Genomic DNA, 23,203 nt, shown 5'->3' on the forward strand with positions numbered 1-23,203 from the left:
CCCTCGCCACAATTGGTCCAGCTCCCAGGCGCGTGCAGCTCCTAAAGCCACCGTGTCTTTGCTAGAATCCGCAACGCGCCGCTCACCCGGCGCGTTTTTTTTCGCATCCGGTTCACCCTTTACGAGGGTAGCCACCTGGAGAAACACCCATGACACAACCCATTGTCGTGGCGGCACTGTATAAGTTCGTCACCCTGGAAGATTACGTCGAGCTGCGTGAGCCCTTGCTCAAGGCCATGCTCGACAACGGCATCAAAGGCACGTTGCTGATCGCCGAGGAAGGCATCAACGGCACGGTCTCCGGCACCCGCGAAGGAATCGACGGCCTGCTGGCCTGGCTCAAGAACGATCCGCGCATGATCGACATCGACCATAAAGAGTCGTATTGCGATGAGCAGCCGTTCTACCGCACCAAGGTCAAGCTCAAGAAAGAAATCGTCACCCTTGGCGTCGAAGGCGTGGACCCGAACAAGCAAGTCGGCACTTACGTCGAACCGCAGGACTGGAACGCGCTGATCAGCGATCCGGAAGTGCTGCTGATCGACACTCGCAACGATTATGAAGTGTCCATCGGCACCTTCGAAGGCGCCATCGACCCCAAGACTACCAGCTTTCGCGAGTTCCCCGAGTACATCAAGGCCCACTTCGACCCGGCCAGGCACAAGAAGGTCGCGATGTTCTGCACCGGTGGCATTCGCTGTGAAAAAGCCTCCAGCTACATGCTCGGCCAGGGGTTCGACGAGGTCTATCACCTCAAGGGCGGCATCCTGAAATACCTCGAAGAGGTCCCTCAGGAAGAAACCAAGTGGCGCGGCGACTGCTTCGTGTTCGATAACCGCGTGACCGTTCGCCACGACCTCAGCGAAGGGGACTACGATCAATGTCACGCTTGTCGTACTCCGGTGAGCGTAGAAGACCGCGCTTCGGAGCACTATGTGCCTGGCATCAGTTGCCCGCATTGCTGGGATAAGCTGAGCGAGAAAACCCGTCGCAGCGCCATCGACCGGCAGAAACAGATCGAGTTGGCCAAGGCGCGCAACATGCCGCACCCGATCGGCTACAACTACAAGCAAACATCTTCCGAGGCTTGAGCCATGACGTCACGCCTGCTCTATGTGATGGACCCGATGTGTTCCTGGTGCTGGGGCTTTGCGCCGGTGGCCGAGGCGTTGGTCGAGCAGGCGCACGCCGCGGGTGTGGAGTTGCACCTGGTGGTGGGCGGTTTGCGCACCGGCAGCGGTTCGGCGCTGGAGCCGACCACCCGGCGCTACATTCTCGAGCACTGGCAGGCCGTGACCCAGGCCACTGGACAGCCCTTCAAGCTTGAAGGCGCGTTGCCGGATGGTTTCGTCTACGACACCGAGCCCGCCTGCCGGGCAGTGGTGACGGCCCGCAGCCTGGCTCCGGACCTGGCCTGGACGCTGGTGAAGCTGATCCAACAGGCCTTTTATGTACAAGGCCGTGACGTCACCCACGCCAGCGTCCTGGTGGAACTGGCCGAGCAGGCCGGGCTGCCACGCATCGAATTCGCCGCGGCCTTCGATCGCGCCGACCAGCATGCGGCCACCGCGGCGGATTTCACCTGGGTCCAGGATTTGGGCATTGCCGGGTTCCCCACGCTGCTGGCCGAGCGTGACGGCCAGTTGGCCTTGCTGACCAACGGTTACCAGCCCCTGAGCCAGTTGTCGCCCTTGCTTGGCCGCTGGCTGGAGCGCGCGACCTGTGCCTGAGCGACCGTCAGCCCCATCGACCTCGCAGCGCATCGACCGGTTGAGCTGGGCGGAGATCCGTCGCCTGGCCCTCAAACATAAAAAAGCCCTGTGGATCGCCAACGGCGTGGCCGTGCTGGCGACGCTGTGCAGCGTGCCGATTCCGTTGCTGTTGCCGCTGCTGGTGGACGAGGTCCTGCTGGGCCACGGCGATGCGGCCCTGAAAGTCATGAACCATGCCTTGCCCACGGCGTGGCAGAGCGCCGCCGGCTATATCGGGCTGATGTTGCTGGCGACCCTGACCCTGCGCTGTGGCGCCTTGCTGTTCAACGTGGTGCAGGCGCGCTTGTTCGCCAGGCTGGCCAAGGACATTGTCTATCGCATTCGCATCCGCTTGATCGAACGTCTCAAGCGAATCTCCCTGGGCGAGTACGAAAGCCTGGGCAGCGGCACCGTGGCGGCCCACCTGGTCACCGACCTGGACACCCTCGACAAATTCATCGGCGAGACCCTCAGCCGTTTCCTGGTGGCGATGCTGACCCTGGTGGGCACCGCCGGGATCCTGGTGTGGATGCACTGGGAACTGGCGCTGCTGATCCTGCTGTTCAACCCGCTGGTGATCTACGCCACGGTGCAACTGGGCAAGCGGGTCAAACACCTCAAGAAACTGGAGAACGACAGCACCTCGCGCTTCACCCAGGCCTTGACCGAAACCCTGGATGCCATCCAGGAAGTGCGCGCCGGCAACCGCCAGGGTTATTTCCTTGGCCGATTGGGGATGCGTGCCAAGGAGGTCCGCGATTACGCCGTGAATTCGCAGTGGAAAACCGACGCCTCGAACCGCGCCAGTGGTTTGCTGTTCCAGTTCGGCATCGATATTTTTCGCGCGGCGGCCATGCTCACCGTGGTGTTTTCCGACCTGTCCATCGGCCAGATGCTGGCGGTGTTCAGCTACCTCTGGTTCATGATCGGCCCGGTCGAGCAGCTGTTGAACCTGCAGTACGCCTATTACGCGGCCGGCGGCGCCTTGAACCGGATCAACGAATTGCTGGCCCGGGCCGACGAGCCCCAGTACACGGGGGGCGTCGATCCGTTCAAGGGCCGTGACACCGTGGGCATCGAAATCCAGGGGTTGAGTTTCGGTTACGGCGAGGAGCTGGTGCTCGACCAGTTGAACCTGTCCATTTCGCCGGGCGAGAAAGTCGCCATCGTCGGGGCCAGTGGCGGCGGCAAGAGCACCTTGGTGCAGTTGCTGCTGGGGTTGTACACGCCACAGTCGGGCAGTATTCGTTTCGGCGGCGCCACGCAGCAGGAGATCGGCCTGGAAACCATTCGGGAGAATGTTGCAGTGGTGTTGCAACATCCGGCGCTGTTCAACGACACGGTACGGGCCAACCTGGCCATGGGGCGCGAGCGCAGCGACGACGATTGCTGGCGGGCATTGGAAATCGCCCAGCTCGACGCCACGGTACGGGCGCTGCCCCAGGGCCTGGAAAGCGTTGTAGGGCGTTCTGGGGTTCGGCTGTCGGGCGGACAGCGCCAACGGCTGGCCATCGCCCGCATGGTACTGGCCGACCCGCGGGTAGTGATTCTCGACGAAGCCACCTCGGCATTGGACGCGGCCACCGAGTACAACCTTCACCAGGCACTGGCGCGCTTTTTGAGCGCACGCACCACGTTGATCATTGCCCACCGGCTTTCGGCGGTGAAGCAGGCCGATCGGGTATTGGTGTTCGACGGTGGGCAAATCGCCGAAGACGGCGACCATTTGCAGTTGATTGCCGACGGGGGCCTCTACGCTCGACTCTACGGTCATTTGCAACAGATACAACAGCCTTGAGTTTCCCGCCGTTTTCTGTGCTTAGTATCGGAAAAAACAGGCAAACACGTCGATTCTTCCAAATTCCACGCAAAGATCTCTTCATCCATTCATTCTATGGGTCGAAAACTAGCCTAGGCTGTTGAGTCAGGAGCGGAATTCTGGCGGGTGTTCGTCCGGCAGTACCTGTGCAAGGGACCTCATGAAGCAAAAGCAGACTCTCGGAACACCACGGCTGCTGGGCATCGTCTGGCCCTTTATTGCCGTTGTGCTATTTCAGGCATTGCTTGGCGGCGTCAGCCTTTACGTGCTTTCCGCGGTCCGTGGCTATGTAGCGGGGGAGAGTCTCTGGTCCAAGGGCCAGAAAGACGCCATCTATTACCTCAATCTCTACGCCGACAGCCGCGACGAGGCGATTTTCCGCAAATACCAGCAAGCCATCGCCGTACCCGAGGGCGGCCATGAGCTGCGGGTAGCGCTGGACAGCCAACCGCCGAACCTGGACGCGGCCCGGGCCGGCATCCTCAAGGGCGGCAATCATCCAGACGATGTGGCCAGCGTGATCTGGCTTTATCTGAATTTCCGTCACTTCAGTTACCTGGAAGAAGCCATCGATCTCTGGACGGTGGGTGATGGCTACCTGACCGAACTGGATAACGTCGCCCGGCAGATGCACAGCAGTATTGTCGCGGGCCAGGCGTCAGAGGTGGATATTCGCGGCTGGAAGGCCCAGATCTTTGCGATCAACGATTCCGTCACCCCGGCTGCCAAGGCGTTCAGCGACGCATTGGGCGAGGGCTCGCGTTTCATTCTGCGGCTCTTGCTGGTGACCAATTTCGCCACGGCCCTGGGGTTGATCGTCCTGGCGTTGTTGCGTACCCATAAACTGCTGGCCCAGCGGCAGGTGTTCGCCAATGCGCTGCAGATGGAGAAAGAGCGGGCACAGATCACCCTGCAATCCATCGGCGATGGGGTGATCACCACCGACGTGGAGGGGGCCATCGCCTACATGAACCCCGCCGCCGAAGCGATGACTCATTGGAAGGCCGAACACGCCATGGGCTTGCCCCTGGCGGCGCTGTTCAATTTGCTCGATGACAATGCCCAGACCGAAGGACTGACCCTGATCGAGCACATCCTCAGCGGTCGGCTCAGCGGCGCCAGTGAGCATTCGAAACTGATCCAGCGCCTGGATGGCAGCACCGTGTCGGTCACCCTGGTGGGCGCGCCGATCCGCCATGCGGGCAAGGTCAGTGGCGCCGTGCTGGTACTGCATGACATGACCCAGGAGCGGCAATACATCGCCAACCTGTCATGGCAGGCCACCCATGACGCCCTGACTGGCCTGGCCAACCGCCGGGAGTTCGAGTATCGCCTCGAGCAAGCCCTGCACAACCTCACTCGCCAGATCGGGCGCCATGCCTTGATGTTTCTCGACCTGGATCAGTTCAAGCTGGTCAACGACACCTGCGGTCATGCGGCGGGTGACGAATTGTTGCGGCATATCTGCGCCTTGCTGCAGTCAGGGCTGCGGGAAAATGACACCCTGGCCCGATTGGGTGGCGATGAGTTCGGGATCCTGCTGGAGAACTGTTCGCCGGAGGCGGCGGAAAAAATCGCCGAAGGGCTGCGCCAGACCGTGCAGAACCTGCACTTTGTCTGGAAGGGCCGGCCATTCGTGACCACCGTGAGCATCGGCCTGGTGCATATCGCCCAGACCCCGACGACCCTGGAGGCTTCCCTGCGGGCCGCCGACATGGCCTGTTACATGGCCAAGGAAAAGGGGCGCAACCGGGTCCAGGTCTATCATGCCGACGACTCGGAGTTGTCCCTGCGCTTTGGCGAGATGGCCTGGGTCCAGCGCTTGCACATGGCCCTGGAGGAAAACCGCTTTTGCCTGTATGCCCAGGAAATCGCCGCGCTGGGGCCGGGCGATCATGGTGGCGGGCACATTGAAATCCTGTTGCGCCTGCATGACGAAGCCGGGCGGATGATCCTGCCGGACAGCTTCATTCCCGCGGCGGAACGCTACGGGCTGATGACGTCCCTGGACCGTTGGGTGGTGGAGAATGTCTTCAAGATCATCCGCCAGTGCCTGAATGAATCGCGTCAGGGACCCATGGCGATGTGTGCGATTAATCTGTCAGGCACAACTATCGGAGATCAGGCGTTCCTCGACTTCCTGCGTAAACAGTTCGTGGCCTACTCGATTCCGCCGGAAATGATTTGTTTTGAAATTACAGAGACCAGCGCTATTTCGAATTTGGGCAGTGCGATCCGCTTTATCAATGAACTCAAGAGCTTGGGCTGCTATTTCTCTCTGGATGACTTTTGCGCCGGAATGTCTTCATTCGCTTACCTGAAACATTTACCTGTAGACTTCTTGAAGATCGACGGGAGTTTCGTAAAGGATATGCTGGACGACCCGATTAACCGTGCAATGGTCGAAGTGATCAATCACATCGGTCACGTCATGGGTAAGCGCACGATTGCCGAGTTTGTTGAAACCGCCCAGATCGAGCAGGCATTGCTGGAGATAGGGGTGGACTTCGCTCAGGGGTATGTGATCGAACGCCCGCAATTGTTTACCTGCGACACGTTGCAATGTCGGCCGGCCCGGCCCCAGCCGCTGTTATTCAAGGCCCCCGGCACGTTCCGCTGAAACTCTTGTTGATCCGAGAAAATCACAATCAAAAGGAGCCCGACAGTGATCGACACATTCAACCGAACAGGCCCGCTCATGGACGCCACAAGCTATCCGAAATGGGCACAGCAGCTCATTACCGATTGCAGCGAGAGCAAGCGCCGGGTTGTCGAACACGAACTGTATCAGCGCATGCGCGACAACAAGCTCAGCGCCAAGACCATGCGCCACTACCTCATTGGTGGTTGGCCGGTCGTCGAACAGTTCGCTTTATACATGGCACAGAACCTCACCAAGACCCGCTTTGCCCGCCACCCCGGCGAGGACATGGCGCGTCGCTGGCTGATGCGCAACATTCGTGTCGAACTCAACCATGCCGACTACTGGGTCAACTGGAGTGCCGCCCATGGCGTGACCCTGGAAGACCTGCAAGCCCAGCAGGTACCGCCTGAGCTGCATGCCTTGAGCCACTGGTGCTGGCACACCAGTTCCTCGGACTCGTTGATCGTGGCCATCGCCGCGACCAACTACGCCATCGAGGGCGCCACGGGAGAGTGGTCGGCGCTGGTGTGTTCCAACGGCGTCTATGCGGCCGCCTTCGCCGAGGAAGACCGCAAGCGGGCCATGAAATGGCTGAAGATGCATGCCCAGTACGACGATGCCCATCCTTGGGAAGCCCTGGAAATCATCTGTACGCTGGCGGGGATGAACCCGAGCAAGGCCTTGCAAACGGAGCTGCGCCAGGCCGTGTGCAAGAGCTATGACTACATGTACCTGTTCCTGGAGCGTTGCATGCAGCTGGAACAGGCAGAGCCTGCCAGCAGGGCGTCAGCCACCCGTGAGCGTCTGGCACTGGCCGGGAGCTGATTAGCTACAGATAGCCACAACCTGTGGGAGCGAGCCTGCTCGCGAAGAGGTCTGCAGTCGACGGGGAGGTTGACTGCCAGGCCCCTATCGCGAGCAAGCTCGCTCCCACAGTTGTTTTGGATGAGTGCTGGCTTCAGGTTCACCCCAAATCCCTGTGGGAGCGAGCTTGCTCGCGATAGGGTGGGTCAGATCGCGCAGCAGATGTCGGATGTGCTGCCGCCATCGCGAGCAAGCTCGCTCCCACACAAGCTCGTTCCCACAATGGTTTTCAGCCGGCCATCGCCAGCCGATTGCGGCCTTCGCGCTTGGCTACGTACAGCGCGCTGTCGGCCCTGCGCAGCAGGCTTTCCGAGGATTCCCCCGGTAGCAGGGTGGCGCACCCCAGGCTGGCCGTCAGCTCGATCCTTGTGCCTGTGGCGAAGTAATCCTGGGTCTGGGCGGCATAACGCAGTCGTTCACCGACCATCGCCGCGGCATCCCGGCTGGTATTGGCCAGCAGGATCAGAAATTCTTCACCACCGAACCTGAATACCATGTCCACATTGCGCAGTTGGCCCTTGATCGACTCGGCCACGGCCTTGAGCACTTCGTCGCCAACGCCGTGACCATGGCTGTCGTTGATGCGCTTGAAATGATCGATATCGAGCATCAGCACCGACAAGGGTTGCGAATGACGCTTGGCCATGTCGATTTCCCGCATCAGGGTCTGGTCCATGGCGATGCGGTTGCCGGTACCGGTCAGCGGATCGCGCAGGGCGCTTTGGGTCGCGGCGCGGTAGAGCAGCGCGTTGCGCAGTGGATACAGCAGCGTCGACATGATGGATTCAAGGTCGCTCTGTTCCGCCTCGGAGAAACGTTGGTTACGACGGAATACCAGCTCACCCAGGTGTTCGCCTTCATGGCTGAGGTTATAGCTGAGGGTGTGATGCCCGCGTTGCCCGAACTCCAGGCGCAGGTCACTGGCTTTGTGCTGATAGGCCAACGCATCCAGGGGCACCAGTCGCTGGATTTCCCGGAAAAACAGACCCAGGATGCGCTGCGGCTCCAGGCTGGTCTGTAGCTGCTGGCTCAATTGCTGGCGCAATTGCGACAGACTGACGGAGCGTGCTGGGAGCGGCGATGGCTGAGTCAGGCCCAAACGCTGCAATTTGGCGCTGTCGAAGTCGAACGCGTTGATCTGGTTGGGCGTTTTCATATGGCGTTAGCCCCTAAGCTAAATCTGTCCCGCAGGTTGGGTGCGGCGGCTTTGGGCTGCACGTCGTACTGGTCCTTCAGTCCCGTAGGACAACTGATTTGAGTCTAGTCCGCTTTCCATGGCAGGCATAAGTCTCGTCTCACCGTCCATTACCTGCCGAACATGGCATGTTTGAAGAGGTTAGAGCGAAAGTCGTGCCATTCGGTTCACTTGCGTAAAAACCGATTAGAAATCAATGAATTGATAGCGAGTCGCGAATGCAGGGGCGACGTGGACTTGGCGGTTCGCCTGGTTTGGCGTCGACTGGGGCCGGCATCGCGACGGTAAATCGTCGCGATGCAGGCTTCATTATTGTGCGTTGAACGCCTGACCGTTGACGCCAGTGCTGTCCGGGCCCATGAGGTACAGGTAGACCGGCATGATCGCTTCGGGCGTCGGATTGTTGAGCGGGTTTTCTCCCGGGTAGGCCTGGGCGCGCATGCTGGTGCGGGTGGCGCCGGGGTTGATGCTGTTGGCGCGCACCGCGGCGACGGTATCGACTTCGTCGGCCAGGGTCTGCATCAGCCCCTCGGTGGCGAACTTGGACACGCCATAGGCGCCCCAGTAGGCCCGGCCCTTGCGGCCGACGCTGCTGGAGGTGAACACCACGGACGCATCCTTGGACAGCTTGAGCAGTGGCAGCAAGGTGCTGGTGAGCATGAACATCGCGTTGACGTTGACGTGCATCACCCGCATGAAGTTCTCACCGGACAACTGTTCCAGCGGGGTGCGCGGGCCGATGATCGAGGCGTTGTGCAACAAGCCGTCCAGATGACCGAACTCGGTTTCGATCATCGCCGCCAGTTCATCGTACTGATGAGGCAGTGCGGTTTCGAGGTTGAACGGAATCACCGCTGGCTGCGGATGACCGGCCGCTTCGATTTCATCGTAGACCTGGGTCAGGTTGGCTTCGGTCTTGCCCAGCAGCAGTACGGTGGCGCCATGGGCGGCGTAGGTTTTCGCCGCTGCGGCACCGATCCCGCGACCGGCGCCGGTGACCAGGATCACCCGGCCATTGAGCAGGTCGGGACGGGCGGAATAATCAAACATAAAAAACCTCAACAATTAGAGCGGCACAGTACCGGTGACGAGGAAGCTTTTGTGGCAAAGAGGCTTTTGTGGCGAGGGAGCTTGCTCCCGCTCGGCGGCGCAGCCGTCGTCTAGGGGACCGCTTCGCGCTCCAGCGGGAGCAAGCTCCCTCGCCACAACGGCTCAGTTCAGCAACTGCACAACGCGTTATCCAGCACTTCACGTAGCGCCGAGGGGTGGTCGATCACGACATCCGCGCCCCAATGATTCGGGTTGTCGTCCGGGTGGATGTAGCCGTAGGTCACCGCGCAGGTCTTGGTGCCGGCGCTGCGCCCGGACTCGATGTCCCGCAGGTCATCGCCCACGAACAGCACGCTGGCGGGGTCCAGGTCGAGCATCTTGCAGGCCAGGGTCAGTGGTTCCGGGTCCGGCTTGCTGTTTTTCACGTGGTCAGGGCAGATCAGCACTTTCGAACGCTCGGCCAGGCCCAGTTGCTGCATGATCGGTTCGGCGAAACGCACGGGCTTGTTGGTGACCACGCCCCAGATCAGGTTGGCCGCTTCGATATCGGCCAGCACTTCGGCCATGCCGTCGAACAGGTGGCTGTGGACCGCACAGCCCTTGAGGTAACGGTCGAGGAATTCCTGGCGCAATTCCTCGAACCCTGGTGATTCCGGGTCCATGGAAAAGGTCACGGCGACCATCGCCCGGGCGCCGCCGGAAATCTCGTCGCGAATGTGCTGGGTGTTCATCGGTGGCAAGCCACGGTCGGCGCGCATGGCCTGGCAAATGGCGATGAAATCCGGCGCGGTGTCGAGCAGCGTGCCGTCCATGTCGAAGAGAACCGCTTTGAGACGCATCGCCTTACTCCTCGCGCAGGGTCTGGATCATGTAGTTGACGTCAACGTCGGCGGCCAGCTTGTAGTGCTTGGTCAATGGGTTGTAGGTCAGGCCGATGATGTCCTTGACGGTCAGCCCGGCCGCGCGGCTCCAGGCGCCCAGTTCGGAGGGGCGGATGAATTTCTTGAAGTCGTGAGTGCCCCGTGGCAACAGCTTCATGATGTATTCGGCGCCAATGATGGCGAACAGGTAGGCCTTCGGGTTGCGGTTGATGGTGGAGAAGAACACCTGGCCGCCCGGCTTGACCATGCTAAAGCAAGCGCGGATGACCGAGGACGGGTCCGGCACGTGTTCGAGCATTTCCAGGCAGGTGACCACGTCGAATTGGCCGGGCATTTCTTCGGCCAGGGCTTCGGCGGTGATCTGCCGGTATTCCACGCTGACGCCCGACTCCAATTGATGCAGTTGCGCCACCGCCAGTGGCGCTTCGCCCATGTCGATGCCCATCACCGTCGCCCCGCGCTGGGCCATGGCTTCACTGAGAATGCCGCCACCGCAACCGACGTCGAGGACCTTCTTGCCGGCCAGGTTGACCCGTTCGTCAATCCAGTTGACCCGCAGCGGGTTGATGTCGTGCAGCGGTTTGAACTCGCTTTCACGGTCCCACCAGCGATGGGCCAGGGCTTCGAACTTGGCGATTTCGGCGTGGTCGACGTTGCTCATGTGCAGATCCTCGAAAAGCTTGAAAAATCAGATGCCCCGAGCCGTGGCTCCAGGGGCGTGGTCATTCGTTGTGGCCGCTGATGCGCCGACCCCAGGCCTGGGCCGTGGCGATCAGTGTCGGTTCGTCCATGCGGGTCAGCCGGCCATCCTCCAGTAACGGCTTGCCGCCTACCCACAGGTGTTTGACGCAATCGCGGCCGGTGGCATAAATCAGTTGCGACACCGGGTCGTAGATCGGCTGCTGGGCCAGGCCTGACAGGTCGAAGGCCACCAGGTCGGCGGCCTTGCCGACTTCCAGGGAGCCGACGGTCGCTTCGATGCCCAGCGCCCGGGCACCGTTGAGCGTGGCCATGCGCAGCGCCCGATGGGCATCCAGGGCCGTGGCCGAACCGGCGACGGCCTTGGCCAGCAGGGCGGCGGTGCGGGTTTCGCCGAGCAGGTCCAGGTCGTTGTTGCTCGCCGCACCATCGGTGCCGAGGGCGACATTGACGCCGGCTTGCCACAGGCGTTCCACCGGGCAGAAACCGCTGGCCAGCTTCAGGTTCGACTCCGGGCAATGGATCACGCTGCAATTGCTTTCTACCAGCAGGGCCTGGTCCTCGTCGCTGATCTGAGTCATGTGCACGGCCTGGAAGCGTGGCCCCAGCAGGCCAAGGCGTCCCAGGCGAGCCATTGGCCGCTCAGCGGTGTTATCCACAGCCTGCTGCACTTCGAAGGCGGTTTCGTGAACATGCATATGAATGGCCGCGTCCAGTTCCTCGGCGATCACGCGGATTTTCTCCAGGTTCTCGTCGCCTACCGTATAGGGCGCGTGCGGGCCGAATGCGACTTTGATCCGCGGATGGTGCTTGAGGTCGCCAAACAACTCGATGCCCTGACGAATGGCGTCGTCGGCGCTGGCCGCACCGGGGATCGGAAAGTCGAGGATCGGAATGGCGATTTGCGCGCGAATACCGCTGTCGTGGACGCACTCGCTGGCGATCTTGGGGTAGAAATACATGTCGGAGAAGCAGGTGATGCCACCCTTGATCTGCTCGGCGATTGCCAGGTCGGTGCCATCCCGGACGAAATCTTCATCGACCCATTTGGCTTCAGCCGGCCAGATGTGCTGTTCCAGCCAGGTCATCAAGGGCAGGTCGTCGGCCAGGCCGCGAAAAAGGGTCATGGCCGCGTGGCCGTGGGCGTTGATCAGGCCGGGGCTGAGCAGCATGCCGGGCAGTTCACGGACCTCGGTGGCGTCACACTTCAGGGCTTCTGCCCGTGGACCGATGAACACGATGCAACCGTCGCGAATGCCCAGGCCATGGTCCTTGAGCACTACACCGGCGGGTTCGACAGGCACCAACCAGGTCGGCAGCAATAATAAGTCGAGCGCAACGGCAGGCTTGGGCATCGTGGAACGGTTCCATGGGGTATAAAGGATGGCGAAGTATACCCGAGCGTCTTCGCGGAGGGATCGCTATAATCGGCGGCTTTTGTTCATGAGTACGGGGTGAAGGATGCGCGATCGACTATTGGCTGCGGAGAAGGTGAAGGCCATCGATTGGCGTGATGGCGTCCTGTACCTGCTGGACCAGCGTATCTTGCCGTTCGAGGAAAGCTGGATCGCCTGCACCCGTGTCGCCGATGTGGCCGAGGCCATTGGCTCGATGGCCGTGCGCGGCGCGCCGGTCATCGGCATCAGTGCGGCGTATGGCGTGGTGCTGGCGGCGCGGGCCAGGATGGCCGAAGGCGGCGATTGGCAAGCGGCCCTGGAGGCCGATTTTGCCTTGCTGGCCGAGGCCCGGCCGACGGCGGCGAACCTGTTCTGGGCGCTGGATCGAATGCGCGACCGGCTGGGGCGCTTGAAAGAGCATGCCGAGCCGCTGGCGGTGCTCGAGGCTGAAGCCATCGCGATCCACGTGAGCGATCGCGAAGCCAACCTGACCATGGCCCAGTTGGGGGTCGACCTGATCCGCAAGCACCAGGGCAATGCCCAGGCGATTCTCACCCATTGCAACACCGGCGCCCTGGCCACCGGCGGTTTTGGTACGGCCTTGGGGGTTATCCGGGGTGCGTATATCGAAGGCATGGTGGAGCGCGTCTATGCCGACGAAACCCGGCCGTGGCTGCAAGGCTCGCGCCTGACGGCGTGGGAACTGGCCCGCGAAGGCATTCCGGTGACCCTCAACGCCGATTCCGCCGCTGCCCATATCATGAAGACCAAGGGTGTGACCTGGGTGATCGTCGGTGCCGATTGCATCGCCGCCAATGGTGACGTGGCGAACAAGATCGGCACTTATCAGATGGCGGTCTGTGCCATGCACCATGGCGTGCGTTTCATGGTGGTGGCGCCGAGCTCGATCATCGACATGAGCCTGGCCAGCGGTGAAGACATCCCGGCGGAGGAGTGCGACGGGCGCGAACTGCTGGAAATCGGCGGCAGGGAGCTCGACGCGGAGGTGGGTGCCTTCAACCCGGTCTTCGATATCACCCCGGCGGACCTGATCGATGTCATCGTCACGGAAAAGGGCATCGTCGAGCGCCCGGACACCGCGAAGCTGGCGCAGTTGATGTGCCGCAAGCGGTTGCACTGATGGTTTGTGCTGTCTGACCTGTCGCCATCGCGAGCAAGCTCGCTCCCACATTGGAGCGGGTCGTGGCGGAAATCTCGAGCGTGCACAGATCCCTGTGGGGGCGAGCTTGCTCGCGATGAGGCCCTTGAAGGCAACAAATCCCTTGCATTTGGCCCCTGAATCTCTATCGGCAGTGCTTCTAAGCCCCTCTGGTCCCATATCAGCCTGTCACCGGTCAACTAACTACGCACCATGCGCATCTGGGGGATAGGTGCGTGGCGGCTCTTGTGATAACATCCGGCGGTTTCCAGGGCTGCCTCGCGAGGTGGCCTTTACTGCGCAGATCCATGGCATAACTCGTTGATTTGTCGTAAGTCGCTGCACGGCATTTGTTCTGCAGCGGCGAGCTTCGTTCGTCCCATCTGGATGTGACGAGGTTTCACCAGAAAAAGGAATCAGGCTTCTCATGGGCGAACTGGCCAAAGAAATCCTCCCGGTCAATATCGAAGACGAGCTGAAACAGTCCTACCTCGACTACGCAATGAGCGTAATCGTCGGGCGGGCGCTGCCGGATGCGCGCGATGGCTTGAAGCCCGTGCACCGGCGCGTGCTGTTCGCGATGAGCGAGCTGGGCAACGACTTCAACAAGCCGTACAAGAAATCCGCCCGTGTCGTCGGCGATGTGATCGGTAAGTATCACCCCCACGGCGACACTGCCGTGTACGACACCATCGTTCGTATGGCGCAACCCTTCTCCTTGCGCTACCTGCTGGTAGACGGCCAGGGCAACTTCGGTTCGGTGGACGGCGACAACGCCGCGGCCATGCGATACACCGAAGTGCGCATGACCAAGCTGGCCCACGAGCTGCTGGCCGACCTGCACAAGGAAACCGTGGACTGGGTGCCGAACTACGACGGCACCGAAATGATCCCGGCGGTCATGCCGACCCGTATCCCGAACCTGCTCGTCAACGGTTCCAGCGGTATCGCCGTGGGCATGGCGACCAACATCCCGCCGCACAACCTCGGTGAAGTCATCGACGGTTGCCTGGCCCTCATCGACAATCCCGAGCTGACCGTCGATGAGCTGATGCAATACATCCCCGGTCCGGACTTCCCGACCGCTGCGATCATCAACGGTCGCGCCGGCATCATCGAAGCCTACCGCACCGGCCGTGGTCGCATTTACATGCGCGCCCGCTCGACGGTCGAAGACATCGACAAGGTCGGCGGCCGCCAGCAGATCGTCATCACCGAACTGCCGTACCAGCTGAACAAGGCTCGCCTGATCGAGAAGATCGCCGAGCTGGTGAAAGAGAAGAAACTCGAAGGCATCACCGAACTGCGTGACGAGTCCGACAAGGACGGCATGCGTGTCGTGATCGAGTTGCGCCGTGGCGAAGTGCCTGAGGTGATCCTCAACAACCTCTACGCCCAGACCCAGCTGCAAAGCGTGTTCGGCATCAACATCGTTGCGCTGATCGACGGCCGTCCGCGGATCCTGAACCTCAAGGACCTGTTGGAAGCCTTCGTGCGCCACCGTCGCGAAGTGGTCACCCGCCGCACGGTGTTCGAACTGCGCAAGGCTCGCGAGCGTGGTCACATTCTCGAAGGCCAGGCCGTTGCCCTGTCGAACATCGACCCGGTGATCGCCCTGATCAAGGCCTCGCCAACCCCGTCGGAAGCCAAGGAAGCGCTGATCAGCACCCCTTGGGAGTCCACCGCGGTGGTGGCGATGGTCGAGCGCGCTGGCGCCGATTCGTGCCGCCCCGAGAACCTCGACCCGCAATACGGCCTGCGCGAAGGCAAGTACTTCCTGTCCCCGGAACAGGCGCAAGCCATCCTGGAACTGCGCCTGCACCGCCTGACCGGCCTCGAGCACGAGAAGCTGCTGGCCGAGTACCAGGAAATCCTCAACCAGATCGGCGAGCTGATCCGCATCCTCAACAGCGCTACGCGCCTGATGGAAGTGATCCGCGAAGAACTGGAAGTGATCCGCGCCGAATACGGCGACGTGCGCCGCACCGAGATCCTCGATGCGCGCCTGGACCTGACCCTGGGTGACATGATCCCGGAAGAAGAGCGCGTGGTGACCATTTCCCACGGCGGCTACGCCAAGACCCAGCCGCTGGCCGCCTACCAGGCCCAGCGTCGCGGCGGCAAAGGCAAGTCCGCGACGGGCGTCAAGGACGAGGACTACATCGCTCACCTGCTGGTCGCCAACAGCCACACAACGCTGCTGCTGTTCTCCAGCAAGGGCAAGGTGTACTGGCTCAAGACCTACGAAATCCCGGAAGCGTCCCGTGCCGCTCGTGGCCGTCCGCTGGTCAACCTGTTGCCGCTGGACGATGGTGAATACATCACCACCATGTTGCCGGTGGAAGAGTACACCGAGGGTCACTACATCTTCATGGCCACCGCCAACGGAACCGTGAAGAAGACCCCGCTGGAATCCTTCAGCCGTCAGCGCAGCGTCGGTCTGATCGCCCTGGAGCTGGACGAAGGTGATGTGCTGATCTCCGCTGCCATCACCGACGGCGAGCGTGAGGTCATGCTGTTCTCCGACGGCGGCAAGGTCACTCGCTTCAAGGAGTCCGACGTTCGCGCCATGGGCCGTACCGCCCGCGGTGTGCGCGGCATGCGCCTGCCGGAAGGCCAGAAGCTGATTTCCATGCTGATCCCCGAAGAAGGCAGCCAGATCCTCACCGCTTCGGCCCGTGGTTATGGCAAGCGCACGGCCATCAGCGAGTTCCCTGAGTACAAGCGTGGTGGCCAGGGCGTGATCGCCATGGTCAGCAACGACCGTAACGGTCGTCTGGTCGGTGCGGTCCAGGTGCTCGATGGCGAGGAGATCATGTTGATCTCCGACCAGGGCACCCTGGTGCGCACGCGAGTCGCCGAAGTGTCGAGCCTGGGTCGTAACACCCAGGGCGTGACGCTGATCAAGCTGGCCAGCGACGAAACGCTGGTCGGGCTTGAGCGGGTCCAGGAGCCGTCGGAGGTTGAAGGCGAGGAGTTGGACGGCGAGGAAGGCGTGGCGTTCGACGGCACCCTCGGTGCCGATGTCGACGACGCTGTCGGCGACCAACCGCTCGACGCTGCCGCAGACGAAGAAGAACCGCAGGACTAAGCGGACACGCAAGGGGGCGGATGAAGATTCGCCCCCTTGTTGTTTGTTCCGTTTGAAAATTTGCGACACTGCGCATCCCCCAGTGGGGGTAATGCTGCTCACTTAAGGTTCGTTTGATTCACTGTGGCGAGGGAGCACGCTCCCTCGCCACGGATTCATCCCTACCTGAAGTGAACGATACCCTCTGTGGGAGCGAGCTTGCTCGCGATGACGGCCTGACATTCAGCATCACTGTTGACTGTTACATCGCTATCGCGAGCAAGCTCGCTCCCGCAGTGCAGACTCAAGATTTATGTGACCACCAGATCAGAGCGAGATTGGATGTGAGCAAGAGAGCCTATAACTTCTGTGCCGGCCCGGCGGCGCTTCCTGAAGCGGTCCTGAAGCGTGCCCAGGGTGAACTTCTCGACTGGCACGGCAAGGGCCTGTCGGTCATGGAAATGAGCCATCGCAGCGATGAGTTCGTGTCCATTGCCACCAAGGCCGAGCAGGACCTGCGTGATCTGCTGAACATCCCGTCCAACTACAAGGTGCTGTTCCTGCAAGGCGGCGCGAGCCAGCAGTTCGCCCAGATTCCGTTGAACCTGCTGCCGGAAAACGGCAAGGCCGACTACATCGACACCGGCATCTGGTCGCAGAAAGCCATCGAAGAAGCTTCGCGCTACGGGCACGTCAACGTGGCTGCCACCGCCAAGCCCTACGACTATTTCGCGATTCCCGGCCAGAACGAGTGGAACCTGTCCAAGGACGCGGCCTACGTTCATTACGCACCGAACGAAACCATCGGTGGCCTGGAATTCAACTGGATCCCGGAAACGGGCGACGTGCCATTGGTGGCCGACATGTCCTCGGACATTCTCTCGCGCCCTGTGGATATCTCCCGTTTCGGCATGATCTACGCAGGTGCCCAGAAGAACATCGGCCCAAGCGGTATCCTGGTCAGCATCATCCGTGAAGACCTGCTGGGGCGTGCCCGCTCCCTGTGCCCGACCATGCTCAACTACAAGGTCGCGGCCGACAACGGCTCGATGTACAACACCCCGCCGACCCTGGCCTGGTACCTGTCGGGCCTGGTGTTCGAATGGCTGAAAGAGCAGGGCGGTGTCGAAGCCATCGGCAAGCTCAACGAAGTGAAGCAGCGCACGCTGTATGACTTCATCGACGCCAGCGGCCTCTACAGCAACCCGATCAACAAGACCGATCGCTCGTGGATGAACGTGCCGTTCCGCCTGGCCGACGACCGTCTCGACAAGCCGTTCCTGGCCGGTGCCGACGAGCGTGGTTTGCTGAACCTCAAGGGCCACCGTTCGGTCGGTGGCATGCGCGCCTCCATCTACAACGCCGTCGACATCAACGCCGTCAATGCGTTGATCGCCTACATGGCAGAGTTCGAGAAGGAACATGGCTGATGTCTGAGCAAGAACTCAAGGCGCTGCGCCTGCGTATCGATGCCCTGGATGAAAAAGTCCTGGAGCTGATCAGCGAGCGTGCGCGCTGCGCCCAGGAAGTCGCCCGGGTGAAGATGGCCTCCCTGGCCGAAGGCGAAGTGCCGGTGTTCTATCGCCCCGAGCGTGAAGCGCAGGTGCTCAAGCGTGTGATGGAGCGCAACAAGGGGCCGCTGGGCAACGAAGAGATGGCGCGTCTGTTCCGCGAAATCATGTCTTCGTGCCTGGCCCTCGAGCAGCCGCTGAAAGTCGCCTACCTGGGGCCGGAAGGCACCTTCACCCAGGCGGCGGCCATGAAGCACTTCGGTCACGCCGTGATCAGCAAGCCGATGGCGGCCATTGACGAAGTGTTCCGTGAAGTGGCCGCCGGCGCGGTGAATTTTGGCGTGGTGCCGGTGGAGAACTCCACCGAAGGCGCAGTCAATCACACGCTGGACAGCTTCCTCGAGCACGACATGGTGATCTGCGGCGAAGTCGAGTTGCGCATCCACCACCACCTGCTGGTGGGCGAGAACACCAAGACCGACAGCATCAGCCGGATCTATTCCCACGCCCAGTCGTTGGCCCAGTGCCGCAAGTGGCTGGACGCCCATTACCCGAACGTCGAGCGCGTGGCGGTATCGAGCAACGCCGAGGCGGCCAAGCGGGTCAAGGGCGAGTGGAACTCGGCGGCGATTGCTGGCGATATGGCGGCGGGCCTCTATGGGCTGACGCGCCTGGCGGAAAAAATCGAGGATCGCCCGGACAACTCCACGCGATTCCTGATGATCGGCAGCCAGGAAGTCCCGCCGACCGGCGACGACAAGACCTCGATCATCGTTTCCATGAGCAACAAGCCCGGCGCACTCCATGAACTGCTGGTGCCGTTCCATGACAACGGTATCGACCTGACGCGGATCGAGACCCGTCCGTCGCGCAGCGGTAAATGGACCTACGTGTTCTTCATCGATTTCGTCGGCCACCACCGCGATCCGCTGGTAAAAGGTGTGCTGGAGAAAATCAGTCAGGAAGCAGTGGCACTCAAGGTGCTGGGTTCCTACCCCAAGGCAGTTCTTTAAGGGCGGATAGCAAATGAGTGGCAACTTCCTCGCTCTGGCTCAGCCAGGCGTGCAACAACTCTCGCCTTACGTTCCGGGCAAGCCCGTGGACGAACTGGCCCGTGAGCTGGACCTGGATCCGGCCAGCATCGTCAAGTTGGCGAGCAACGAAAACCCGTTGGGCGCGAGCCCCAAGGCACTGGCGGCGATCCGCGACGAACTGGCCGAGCTGACCCGTTACCCCGATGGCAATGGCTTTGCACTCAAGAGCCTGCTGGCCGAGCGCTGTGGTGTCGAGCTGAACCAAGTGACCCTGGGCAATGGTTCCAACGACATCCTTGAGCTGGTCGCTCGTGCGTACCTGGCGCCAGGTCTCAACGCGGTGTTCAGCGAGCACGCGTTCGCGGTCTACCCGATCGCGACCCAGGCCGTCGGCGCGGATGCCCATGTGGTTCCCGCCAAGGACTGGGGGCACGACCTGCCAGCCATGCTGGCCGCCATCGACGCCAACACCCGCGTGGTTTTCATTGCCAACCCGAACAACCCGACCGGCACCTGGTTCGACGCCCAGGCCCTGGATGACTTCCTGCAGGACGTGCCCGCGCACGTGCTGGTGGTGTTGGACGAGGCTTACATCGAATACGCCGAAGGCAGCGATTTGCCCGATGGCCTGGATTTCCTCGCTGCCTACCCGAACCTGCTGGTTTCGCGCACCTTCTCCAAGGCCTATGGCCTGGCCTCGCTGCGGGTCGGCTATGGCCTGTCCACTGCCGTGGTGGCCGATGTGCTGAATCGCGTGCGTCAGCCGTTCAACGTCAACAGCTTCGCCCTGGCCGCCGCCTGTGCGGCCTTGCAGGATGAAGCCTACCTGGCTGAAAGCCGTCGCCTCAACGCGGCCGGCATGCAGCAGTTGGAGGCGGGGCTGCGTGAGCTGGGCCTGGGCTGGATTCCATCCAAAGGCAATTTCATCTGCGTCGACCTGGGGCGTGTCGCCGCCCCGGTGTACCAGGGGCTGTTGCGCGAAGGTGTGATCGTGCGTCCGGTGGCCAATTACGGCATGCCGAACCATCTGCGCATCACCATCGGCCTGCCGGCGGAAAACAGCCGTTTCCTCGAGGCGTTGAGCAAGGTCCTGGTTCGTGGTTGATGTCACCTCGCTGCAATCTGCTGCCCCTATGATCGGTCGCCTGGTGGTGGTCGGCCTGGGGTTGATCGGCGGTTCGTTCGCCAAGGGCTTGCGTGAAAGCGGCCTGTGCGGCGAGGTGGTCGGTGTCGACCTGGATCCGCAGTCGCGCAAGCTGGCCGTGGAGCTGGGTGTGGTCGATCGCTGCGAGGATGACCTGGCGATCGCTTGCCAGGGCGCGGACGTGATCCAACTGGCGGTGCCGATCCTGGCCATGGAAAAACTGCTGACGCGCTTGGCGAGCATGAATTTGGGGCAGGCGATCCTGACCGATGTCGGCAGCGCCAAGGGCAACGTCGTGCGCGCCGCCACCGAAGCCTTTGGCGGGATGCCGGCGCGCTTCGTGCCCGGTCATCCGATTGCCGGTTCCGAGCAGAGCGGGGTGGAAGCTTCCAACGCCGAACTGTTTCGTCGTCACAAAGTGATCCTCACGCCGCTGGACCAGACGGATCCAGCCGCGCTGGCGGTGGTGGATCGTTTGTGGCGCGAACTGGGCGCCGATGTCGAGCACATGCAGGTCGAGCGTCACGATGAAGTGTTGGCGGCCACCAGCCATTTGCCGCACCTGTTGGCGTTCGGCCTGGTGGATTCATTGGCCAAACGCAATGAAAATCTTGAGATCTTCCGTTACGCTGCCGGCGGTTTCCGCGATTTCACGAGAATCGCTGGAAGCGACCCGGTCATGTGGCACGACATCTTCCTCGCCAACCGCGAAGCTGTCTTGCGCACACTCGATACATTTCGCAGCGACCTCGACGCCTTGCGCGACGCGGTCGATGCAGGGGACGGGCACCAATTGCTGGGCGTTTTCACGCGCGCCAGGGTGGCCCGCGAGCATTTCAGTAAAATCCTGGCCCGTCGGGCCTATGTGGACGCTATGAACTCCAACGATCTGATTTTCCTGGCACAACCTGGTGGCTCCCTGAGTGGGCGTATTCGTGTACCGGGCGATAAATCGATTTCCCACCGTTCGATCATGCTCGGCTCCCTGGCCGAAGGCGTGACCGAGGTGGAAGGTTTCCTCGAGGGCGAAGACGCCCTGGCGACGCTGCAAGCGTTTCGCGACATGGGGGTGGTCATCGAAGGTCCGCACCACGGTCGCGTGACCATCCATGGTGTCGGCCTGCACGGCCTCAAGCCTGCCCCGGGGCCGATCTACCTGGGTAACTCCGGGACTTCGATGCGTCTGTTGTCCGGCTTGTTGGCTGCGCAGGACTTCGACAGCACCCTGACCGGCGACGCCTCGCTGTCCAAGCGCCCGATGAATCGTGTCGCCAACCCGTTGCGGGAAATGGGCGCGGTCATCGAGACTGCCGCCGACGGTCGTCCGCCGATGACCATCCGCGGTGGCAACAAGCTCAAGGGCCTGACCTACACCATGCCGATGGCCAGCGCCCAGGTGAAATCCTGCCTGCTGCTGGCCGGTCTCTACGCCGAGGGCAAGACCACCGTCACCGAGCCGGCCCCGACCCGCGACCATACCGAGCGCATGCTGCGCGGCTTCGGCTACCCGGTCACGGTGGACGGCGCCACGGCGTCCGTCGAGTCTGGTAATAAGCTGACCGCGACCCACATCGAAGTGCCGGGCGATATATCGTCCTCGGCATTCTTCCTGGTGGCCGCCTCGATCGCCGAAGGCTCCGACCTGGTGCTCGAGCACGTGGGCATCAACCCGACCCGCACCGGCGTGATCGACATCCTGCGCCTGATGGGCGCTGACATTACTCTGGAAAACCAGCGTGAAGTCGGCGGCGAACCCGTAGCGGACCTGCGCGTACGAGCAGCTAAACTCAAGGGTATCGAGATTCCGGAGGCGCTGGTTCCGCTGGCCATCGACGAGTTCCCGGTGCTGTTCGTGGCGGCCGCCTGTGCAGAAGGGCGTACCGTGCTGACTGGTGCCGAAGAGCTGCGGGTCAAGGAGTCGGACCGCATCCAGGTGATGGCTGACGGCTTGCTCGCCCTGGGCGTCAAGTGCCAGCCGACGCCGGACGGCATCATCATCGACGGCGGCCAGATCGGCGGCGGCGAAGTCCATGGTCACGGTGATCACCGCATCGCCATGGCCTTCAGTGTTGCGTCTTTGCGCGCCAACGCGCCGATTCGCATCCATGATTGCGCCAACGTCGCCACGTCGTTCCCGAACTTCCTGGCGCTGTGCGCACAGGTTGGTATTCGAGTAGCACAAGAGGCGCAGTCGTGAACATCAAGGCACCGGTCATCACCATCGATGGCCCGAGCGGTTCGGGCAAGGGCACCGTCGCCGGGATCCTGGCCAGGCAGTTGGGCTGGAACCTGCTCGATTCGGGAGCCTTGTACCGGCTGCTGGCATTCGCTGCCGCCAACCATGGCGTCGACCTGACCAATGAAGAATTGCTCAAGGCGCTGGCGGCTCACCTGGACGTGCAATTCATTGCGGCGACCGACGGCCAGCTCCAGCGCATTATCCTGGAAGGTGACGAAGTCAGTGATGTCATCCGTACCGAAAGCGTGGGCGCCGGGGCCTCCCAGGTCGCCGCGCTGCCAGCGGTGCGCGAAGCGTTGCTGCAACGTCAGCGCGCTTTCCAGGAACCGCCGGGGCTGGTGGCGGATGGTCGCGACATGGGCACGGTGGTCTTTCCTGACGCGCCTTTGAAGATTTTCCTCACCGCCAGCGCCGAGGAGAGGGCGCGCCGCCGATATTTGCAGTTGAAGGGCAAAGGCGAGGATGTTAGTCTGTCGAGTCTGCTAGATGAGATCCGTGCACGCGACGAGCGTGACACCCAGCGCGCAGTAGCCCCGCTCAAGCCGGCGGCCGACGCGATACAGCTGGATTCAACGGAGTTGTCCATCGATCAGGTGCTGCAACGCATCATGAGCGAGATCGCCATTCGCGATATCGCCGGGTGACCAGGAAGCTTCGCAGGGGACCAGTCATAGTCCTGCGATGCTTCTTTTATATGAAACTAACCCACACCGTCTGGGGTGTGGAGGCGGGCGTATTCTTCGCCC

The 23,203-nt window shown here is 61.9% G+C and carries 17 protein-coding genes; 12 read left to right on the forward strand and 5 right to left on the reverse strand.

Translation table 11 applies throughout. The features are described 5' to 3' along the window. Positions 1-149 precede the first annotated feature (149 nt). From J4E63_RS05740 to J4E63_RS05760, 5 genes are all read left to right on the forward strand, one after another. Positions 150-1,091, forward strand: coding sequence for a rhodanese-related sulfurtransferase (locus J4E63_RS05740; protein ID WP_192259503.1), 942 nt, complete (start codon positions 150-152; stop codon positions 1,089-1,091). Between the two features lie 36 nt (positions 1,092-1,127). Beyond that, on the forward strand, positions 1,128-1,730 hold the full coding sequence (locus J4E63_RS05745) for a DsbA family protein (RefSeq protein WP_207282451.1): 603 nt from the start codon (positions 1,128-1,130) through the stop codon (positions 1,728-1,730). Beyond that, complete coding sequence (locus tag J4E63_RS05750; RefSeq protein ID WP_207281336.1) at positions 1,723-3,549, forward strand: ABC transporter ATP-binding protein; 1,827 nt, start codon at positions 1,723-1,725, stop codon at positions 3,547-3,549. The genes J4E63_RS05745 and J4E63_RS05750 overlap by 8 nt, the downstream gene beginning before the upstream one ends. 181 nt (positions 3,550-3,730) lie before the next feature. Next, entirely contained in the window at positions 3,731-6,190 is a 2,460-nt protein-coding gene (locus tag J4E63_RS05755; protein ID WP_207281337.1) for an EAL domain-containing protein, read from the forward strand. Between the two features lie 78 nt (positions 6,191-6,268). After that, on the forward strand, positions 6,269-7,039 hold the full coding sequence (locus tag J4E63_RS05760) for an iron-containing redox enzyme family protein (protein ID WP_219734601.1): 771 nt from the start codon (positions 6,269-6,271) through the stop codon (positions 7,037-7,039). 268 nt (positions 7,040-7,307) lie between these two features. On the opposite strand, the gene J4E63_RS05765 is transcribed toward J4E63_RS05760, so the two are convergent. The 5 genes from J4E63_RS05765 to J4E63_RS05785 all read right to left on the reverse strand — a co-directional run bounded on the left by J4E63_RS05765 (position 7,308) and on the right by J4E63_RS05785 (position 12,258). Continuing rightward, positions 7,308-8,234 carry a GGDEF domain-containing protein gene (locus J4E63_RS05765; protein WP_207281338.1) on the reverse strand — a complete coding sequence of 309 codons (927 nt, stop codon included), beginning with the start codon at positions 8,232-8,234 and terminating at the stop codon, positions 7,308-7,310. Between the two features lie 348 nt (positions 8,235-8,582). Then, a complete protein-coding gene (locus J4E63_RS05770; protein WP_060738597.1) occupies positions 8,583-9,323 on the reverse strand; it encodes a YciK family oxidoreductase in 741 nt (246 codons plus the stop codon). Between the two features lie 167 nt (positions 9,324-9,490). Then, positions 9,491-10,162, reverse strand: coding sequence for an N-acetylmuramic acid 6-phosphate phosphatase MupP (gene mupP, locus J4E63_RS05775; protein WP_072408441.1), 672 nt, complete (start codon positions 10,160-10,162; stop codon positions 9,491-9,493). A 4-nt stretch (positions 10,163-10,166) separates the two neighbouring features. After that, the gene (ubiG, locus tag J4E63_RS05780) at positions 10,167-10,865 is read right to left on the reverse strand and encodes a bifunctional 2-polyprenyl-6-hydroxyphenol methylase/3-demethylubiquinol 3-O-methyltransferase UbiG (protein WP_060738595.1); all 699 of its coding nucleotides are present in this window, start codon (positions 10,863-10,865) and stop codon (positions 10,167-10,169) included. A 61-nt stretch (positions 10,866-10,926) separates the two neighbouring features. Then, positions 10,927-12,258, reverse strand: a complete 1,332-nt coding sequence (locus tag J4E63_RS05785; RefSeq protein ID WP_207281339.1) for a TRZ/ATZ family hydrolase — start codon at positions 12,256-12,258, stop codon at positions 10,927-10,929. A 106-nt stretch (positions 12,259-12,364) separates the two neighbouring features. Between J4E63_RS05785 and mtnA the strand changes: the two genes are divergently transcribed. The 7 genes from mtnA to cmk all read left to right on the forward strand — a co-directional run bounded on the left by mtnA (position 12,365) and on the right by cmk (position 23,101). After that, positions 12,365-13,441, forward strand: coding sequence for an S-methyl-5-thioribose-1-phosphate isomerase (gene mtnA, locus J4E63_RS05790; protein ID WP_207281340.1), 1,077 nt, complete (start codon positions 12,365-12,367; stop codon positions 13,439-13,441). A gap of 445 nt (positions 13,442-13,886) precedes the next feature. Further along, positions 13,887-16,550: a DNA gyrase subunit A gene (gene gyrA, locus J4E63_RS05795; protein ID WP_207281341.1), complete on the forward strand. Its 2,664-nt coding sequence runs from the start codon at positions 13,887-13,889 to the stop codon at positions 16,548-16,550. A 323-nt stretch (positions 16,551-16,873) separates the two neighbouring features. Beyond that, entirely contained in the window at positions 16,874-17,959 is a 1,086-nt protein-coding gene (gene serC / locus J4E63_RS05800) for a 3-phosphoserine/phosphohydroxythreonine transaminase (RefSeq protein ID WP_041024563.1), read from the forward strand. Beyond that, entirely contained in the window at positions 17,959-19,053 is a 1,095-nt protein-coding gene (gene pheA, locus J4E63_RS05805; RefSeq protein ID WP_003199233.1) for a prephenate dehydratase, read from the forward strand. Before serC ends, pheA begins: the two co-directional genes overlap by 1 nt. A gap of 13 nt (positions 19,054-19,066) precedes the next feature. Next, entirely contained in the window at positions 19,067-20,179 is a 1,113-nt protein-coding gene (hisC, locus tag J4E63_RS05810) for a histidinol-phosphate transaminase (protein ID WP_192259521.1), read from the forward strand. Between the two features lie 28 nt (positions 20,180-20,207). Next, complete coding sequence (locus tag J4E63_RS05815; protein ID WP_259333812.1) at positions 20,208-22,415, forward strand: bifunctional prephenate dehydrogenase/3-phosphoshikimate 1-carboxyvinyltransferase; 2,208 nt, start codon at positions 20,208-20,210, stop codon at positions 22,413-22,415. Next, positions 22,412-23,101, forward strand: a complete 690-nt coding sequence (cmk, locus tag J4E63_RS05820; protein WP_014337227.1) for a (d)CMP kinase — start codon at positions 22,412-22,414, stop codon at positions 23,099-23,101. The genes J4E63_RS05815 and cmk overlap by 4 nt, the downstream gene beginning before the upstream one ends. The last annotated feature ends 102 nt before the right edge of the window (positions 23,102-23,203 follow it).

The organism is Pseudomonas sp. FW300-N2F2, assembly GCF_017351655.1.
In the GTDB taxonomy this organism is placed as follows: Bacteria; Pseudomonadota; Gammaproteobacteria; order Pseudomonadales; family Pseudomonadaceae; genus Aquipseudomonas; species Aquipseudomonas fluorescens_AA.

What these genes read in the sequence shown, in the direction of transcription:
- J4E63_RS05740 (WP_192259503.1), top strand. Translation starts at nt 150, where the DNA reads ATGACACAACCCATTGTCGTGGCGGCACTGTATAAGTTCGTCACCCTG.
- J4E63_RS05745 (WP_207282451.1), top strand. Translation starts at nt 1,128, where the DNA reads ATGTGTTCCTGGTGCTGGGGCTTTGCGCCGGTGGCCGAGGCGTTGGTC.
- J4E63_RS05755 (WP_207281337.1), top strand. Translation starts at nt 3,731, where the DNA reads ATGAAGCAAAAGCAGACTCTCGGAACACCACGGCTGCTGGGCATCGTC.
- J4E63_RS05760 (WP_219734601.1), top strand. Translation starts at nt 6,269, where the DNA reads ATGGACGCCACAAGCTATCCGAAATGGGCACAGCAGCTCATTACCGAT.
- J4E63_RS05765 (WP_207281338.1), bottom strand. Translation starts at nt 8,234, where the DNA reads ATGAAAACGCCCAACCAGATCAACGCGTTCGACTTCGACAGCGCCAAA.
- J4E63_RS05770 (WP_060738597.1), bottom strand. Translation starts at nt 9,323, where the DNA reads ATGTTTGATTATTCCGCCCGTCCCGACCTGCTCAATGGCCGGGTGATC.
- mupP (WP_072408441.1), bottom strand. Translation starts at nt 10,162, where the DNA reads ATGCGTCTCAAAGCGGTTCTCTTCGACATGGACGGCACGCTGCTCGAC.
- ubiG (WP_060738595.1), bottom strand. Translation starts at nt 10,865, where the DNA reads ATGAGCAACGTCGACCACGCCGAAATCGCCAAGTTCGAAGCCCTGGCC.
- J4E63_RS05785 (WP_207281339.1), bottom strand. Translation starts at nt 12,258, where the DNA reads ATGCCCAAGCCTGCCGTTGCGCTCGACTTATTATTGCTGCCGACCTGG.
- mtnA (WP_207281340.1), top strand. Translation starts at nt 12,365, where the DNA reads ATGCGCGATCGACTATTGGCTGCGGAGAAGGTGAAGGCCATCGATTGG.
- gyrA (WP_207281341.1), top strand. Translation starts at nt 13,887, where the DNA reads ATGGGCGAACTGGCCAAAGAAATCCTCCCGGTCAATATCGAAGACGAG.
- pheA (WP_003199233.1), top strand. Translation starts at nt 17,959, where the DNA reads ATGTCTGAGCAAGAACTCAAGGCGCTGCGCCTGCGTATCGATGCCCTG.
- hisC (WP_192259521.1), top strand. Translation starts at nt 19,067, where the DNA reads ATGAGTGGCAACTTCCTCGCTCTGGCTCAGCCAGGCGTGCAACAACTC.
- J4E63_RS05815 (WP_259333812.1), top strand. Translation starts at nt 20,208, where the DNA reads ATGATCGGTCGCCTGGTGGTGGTCGGCCTGGGGTTGATCGGCGGTTCG.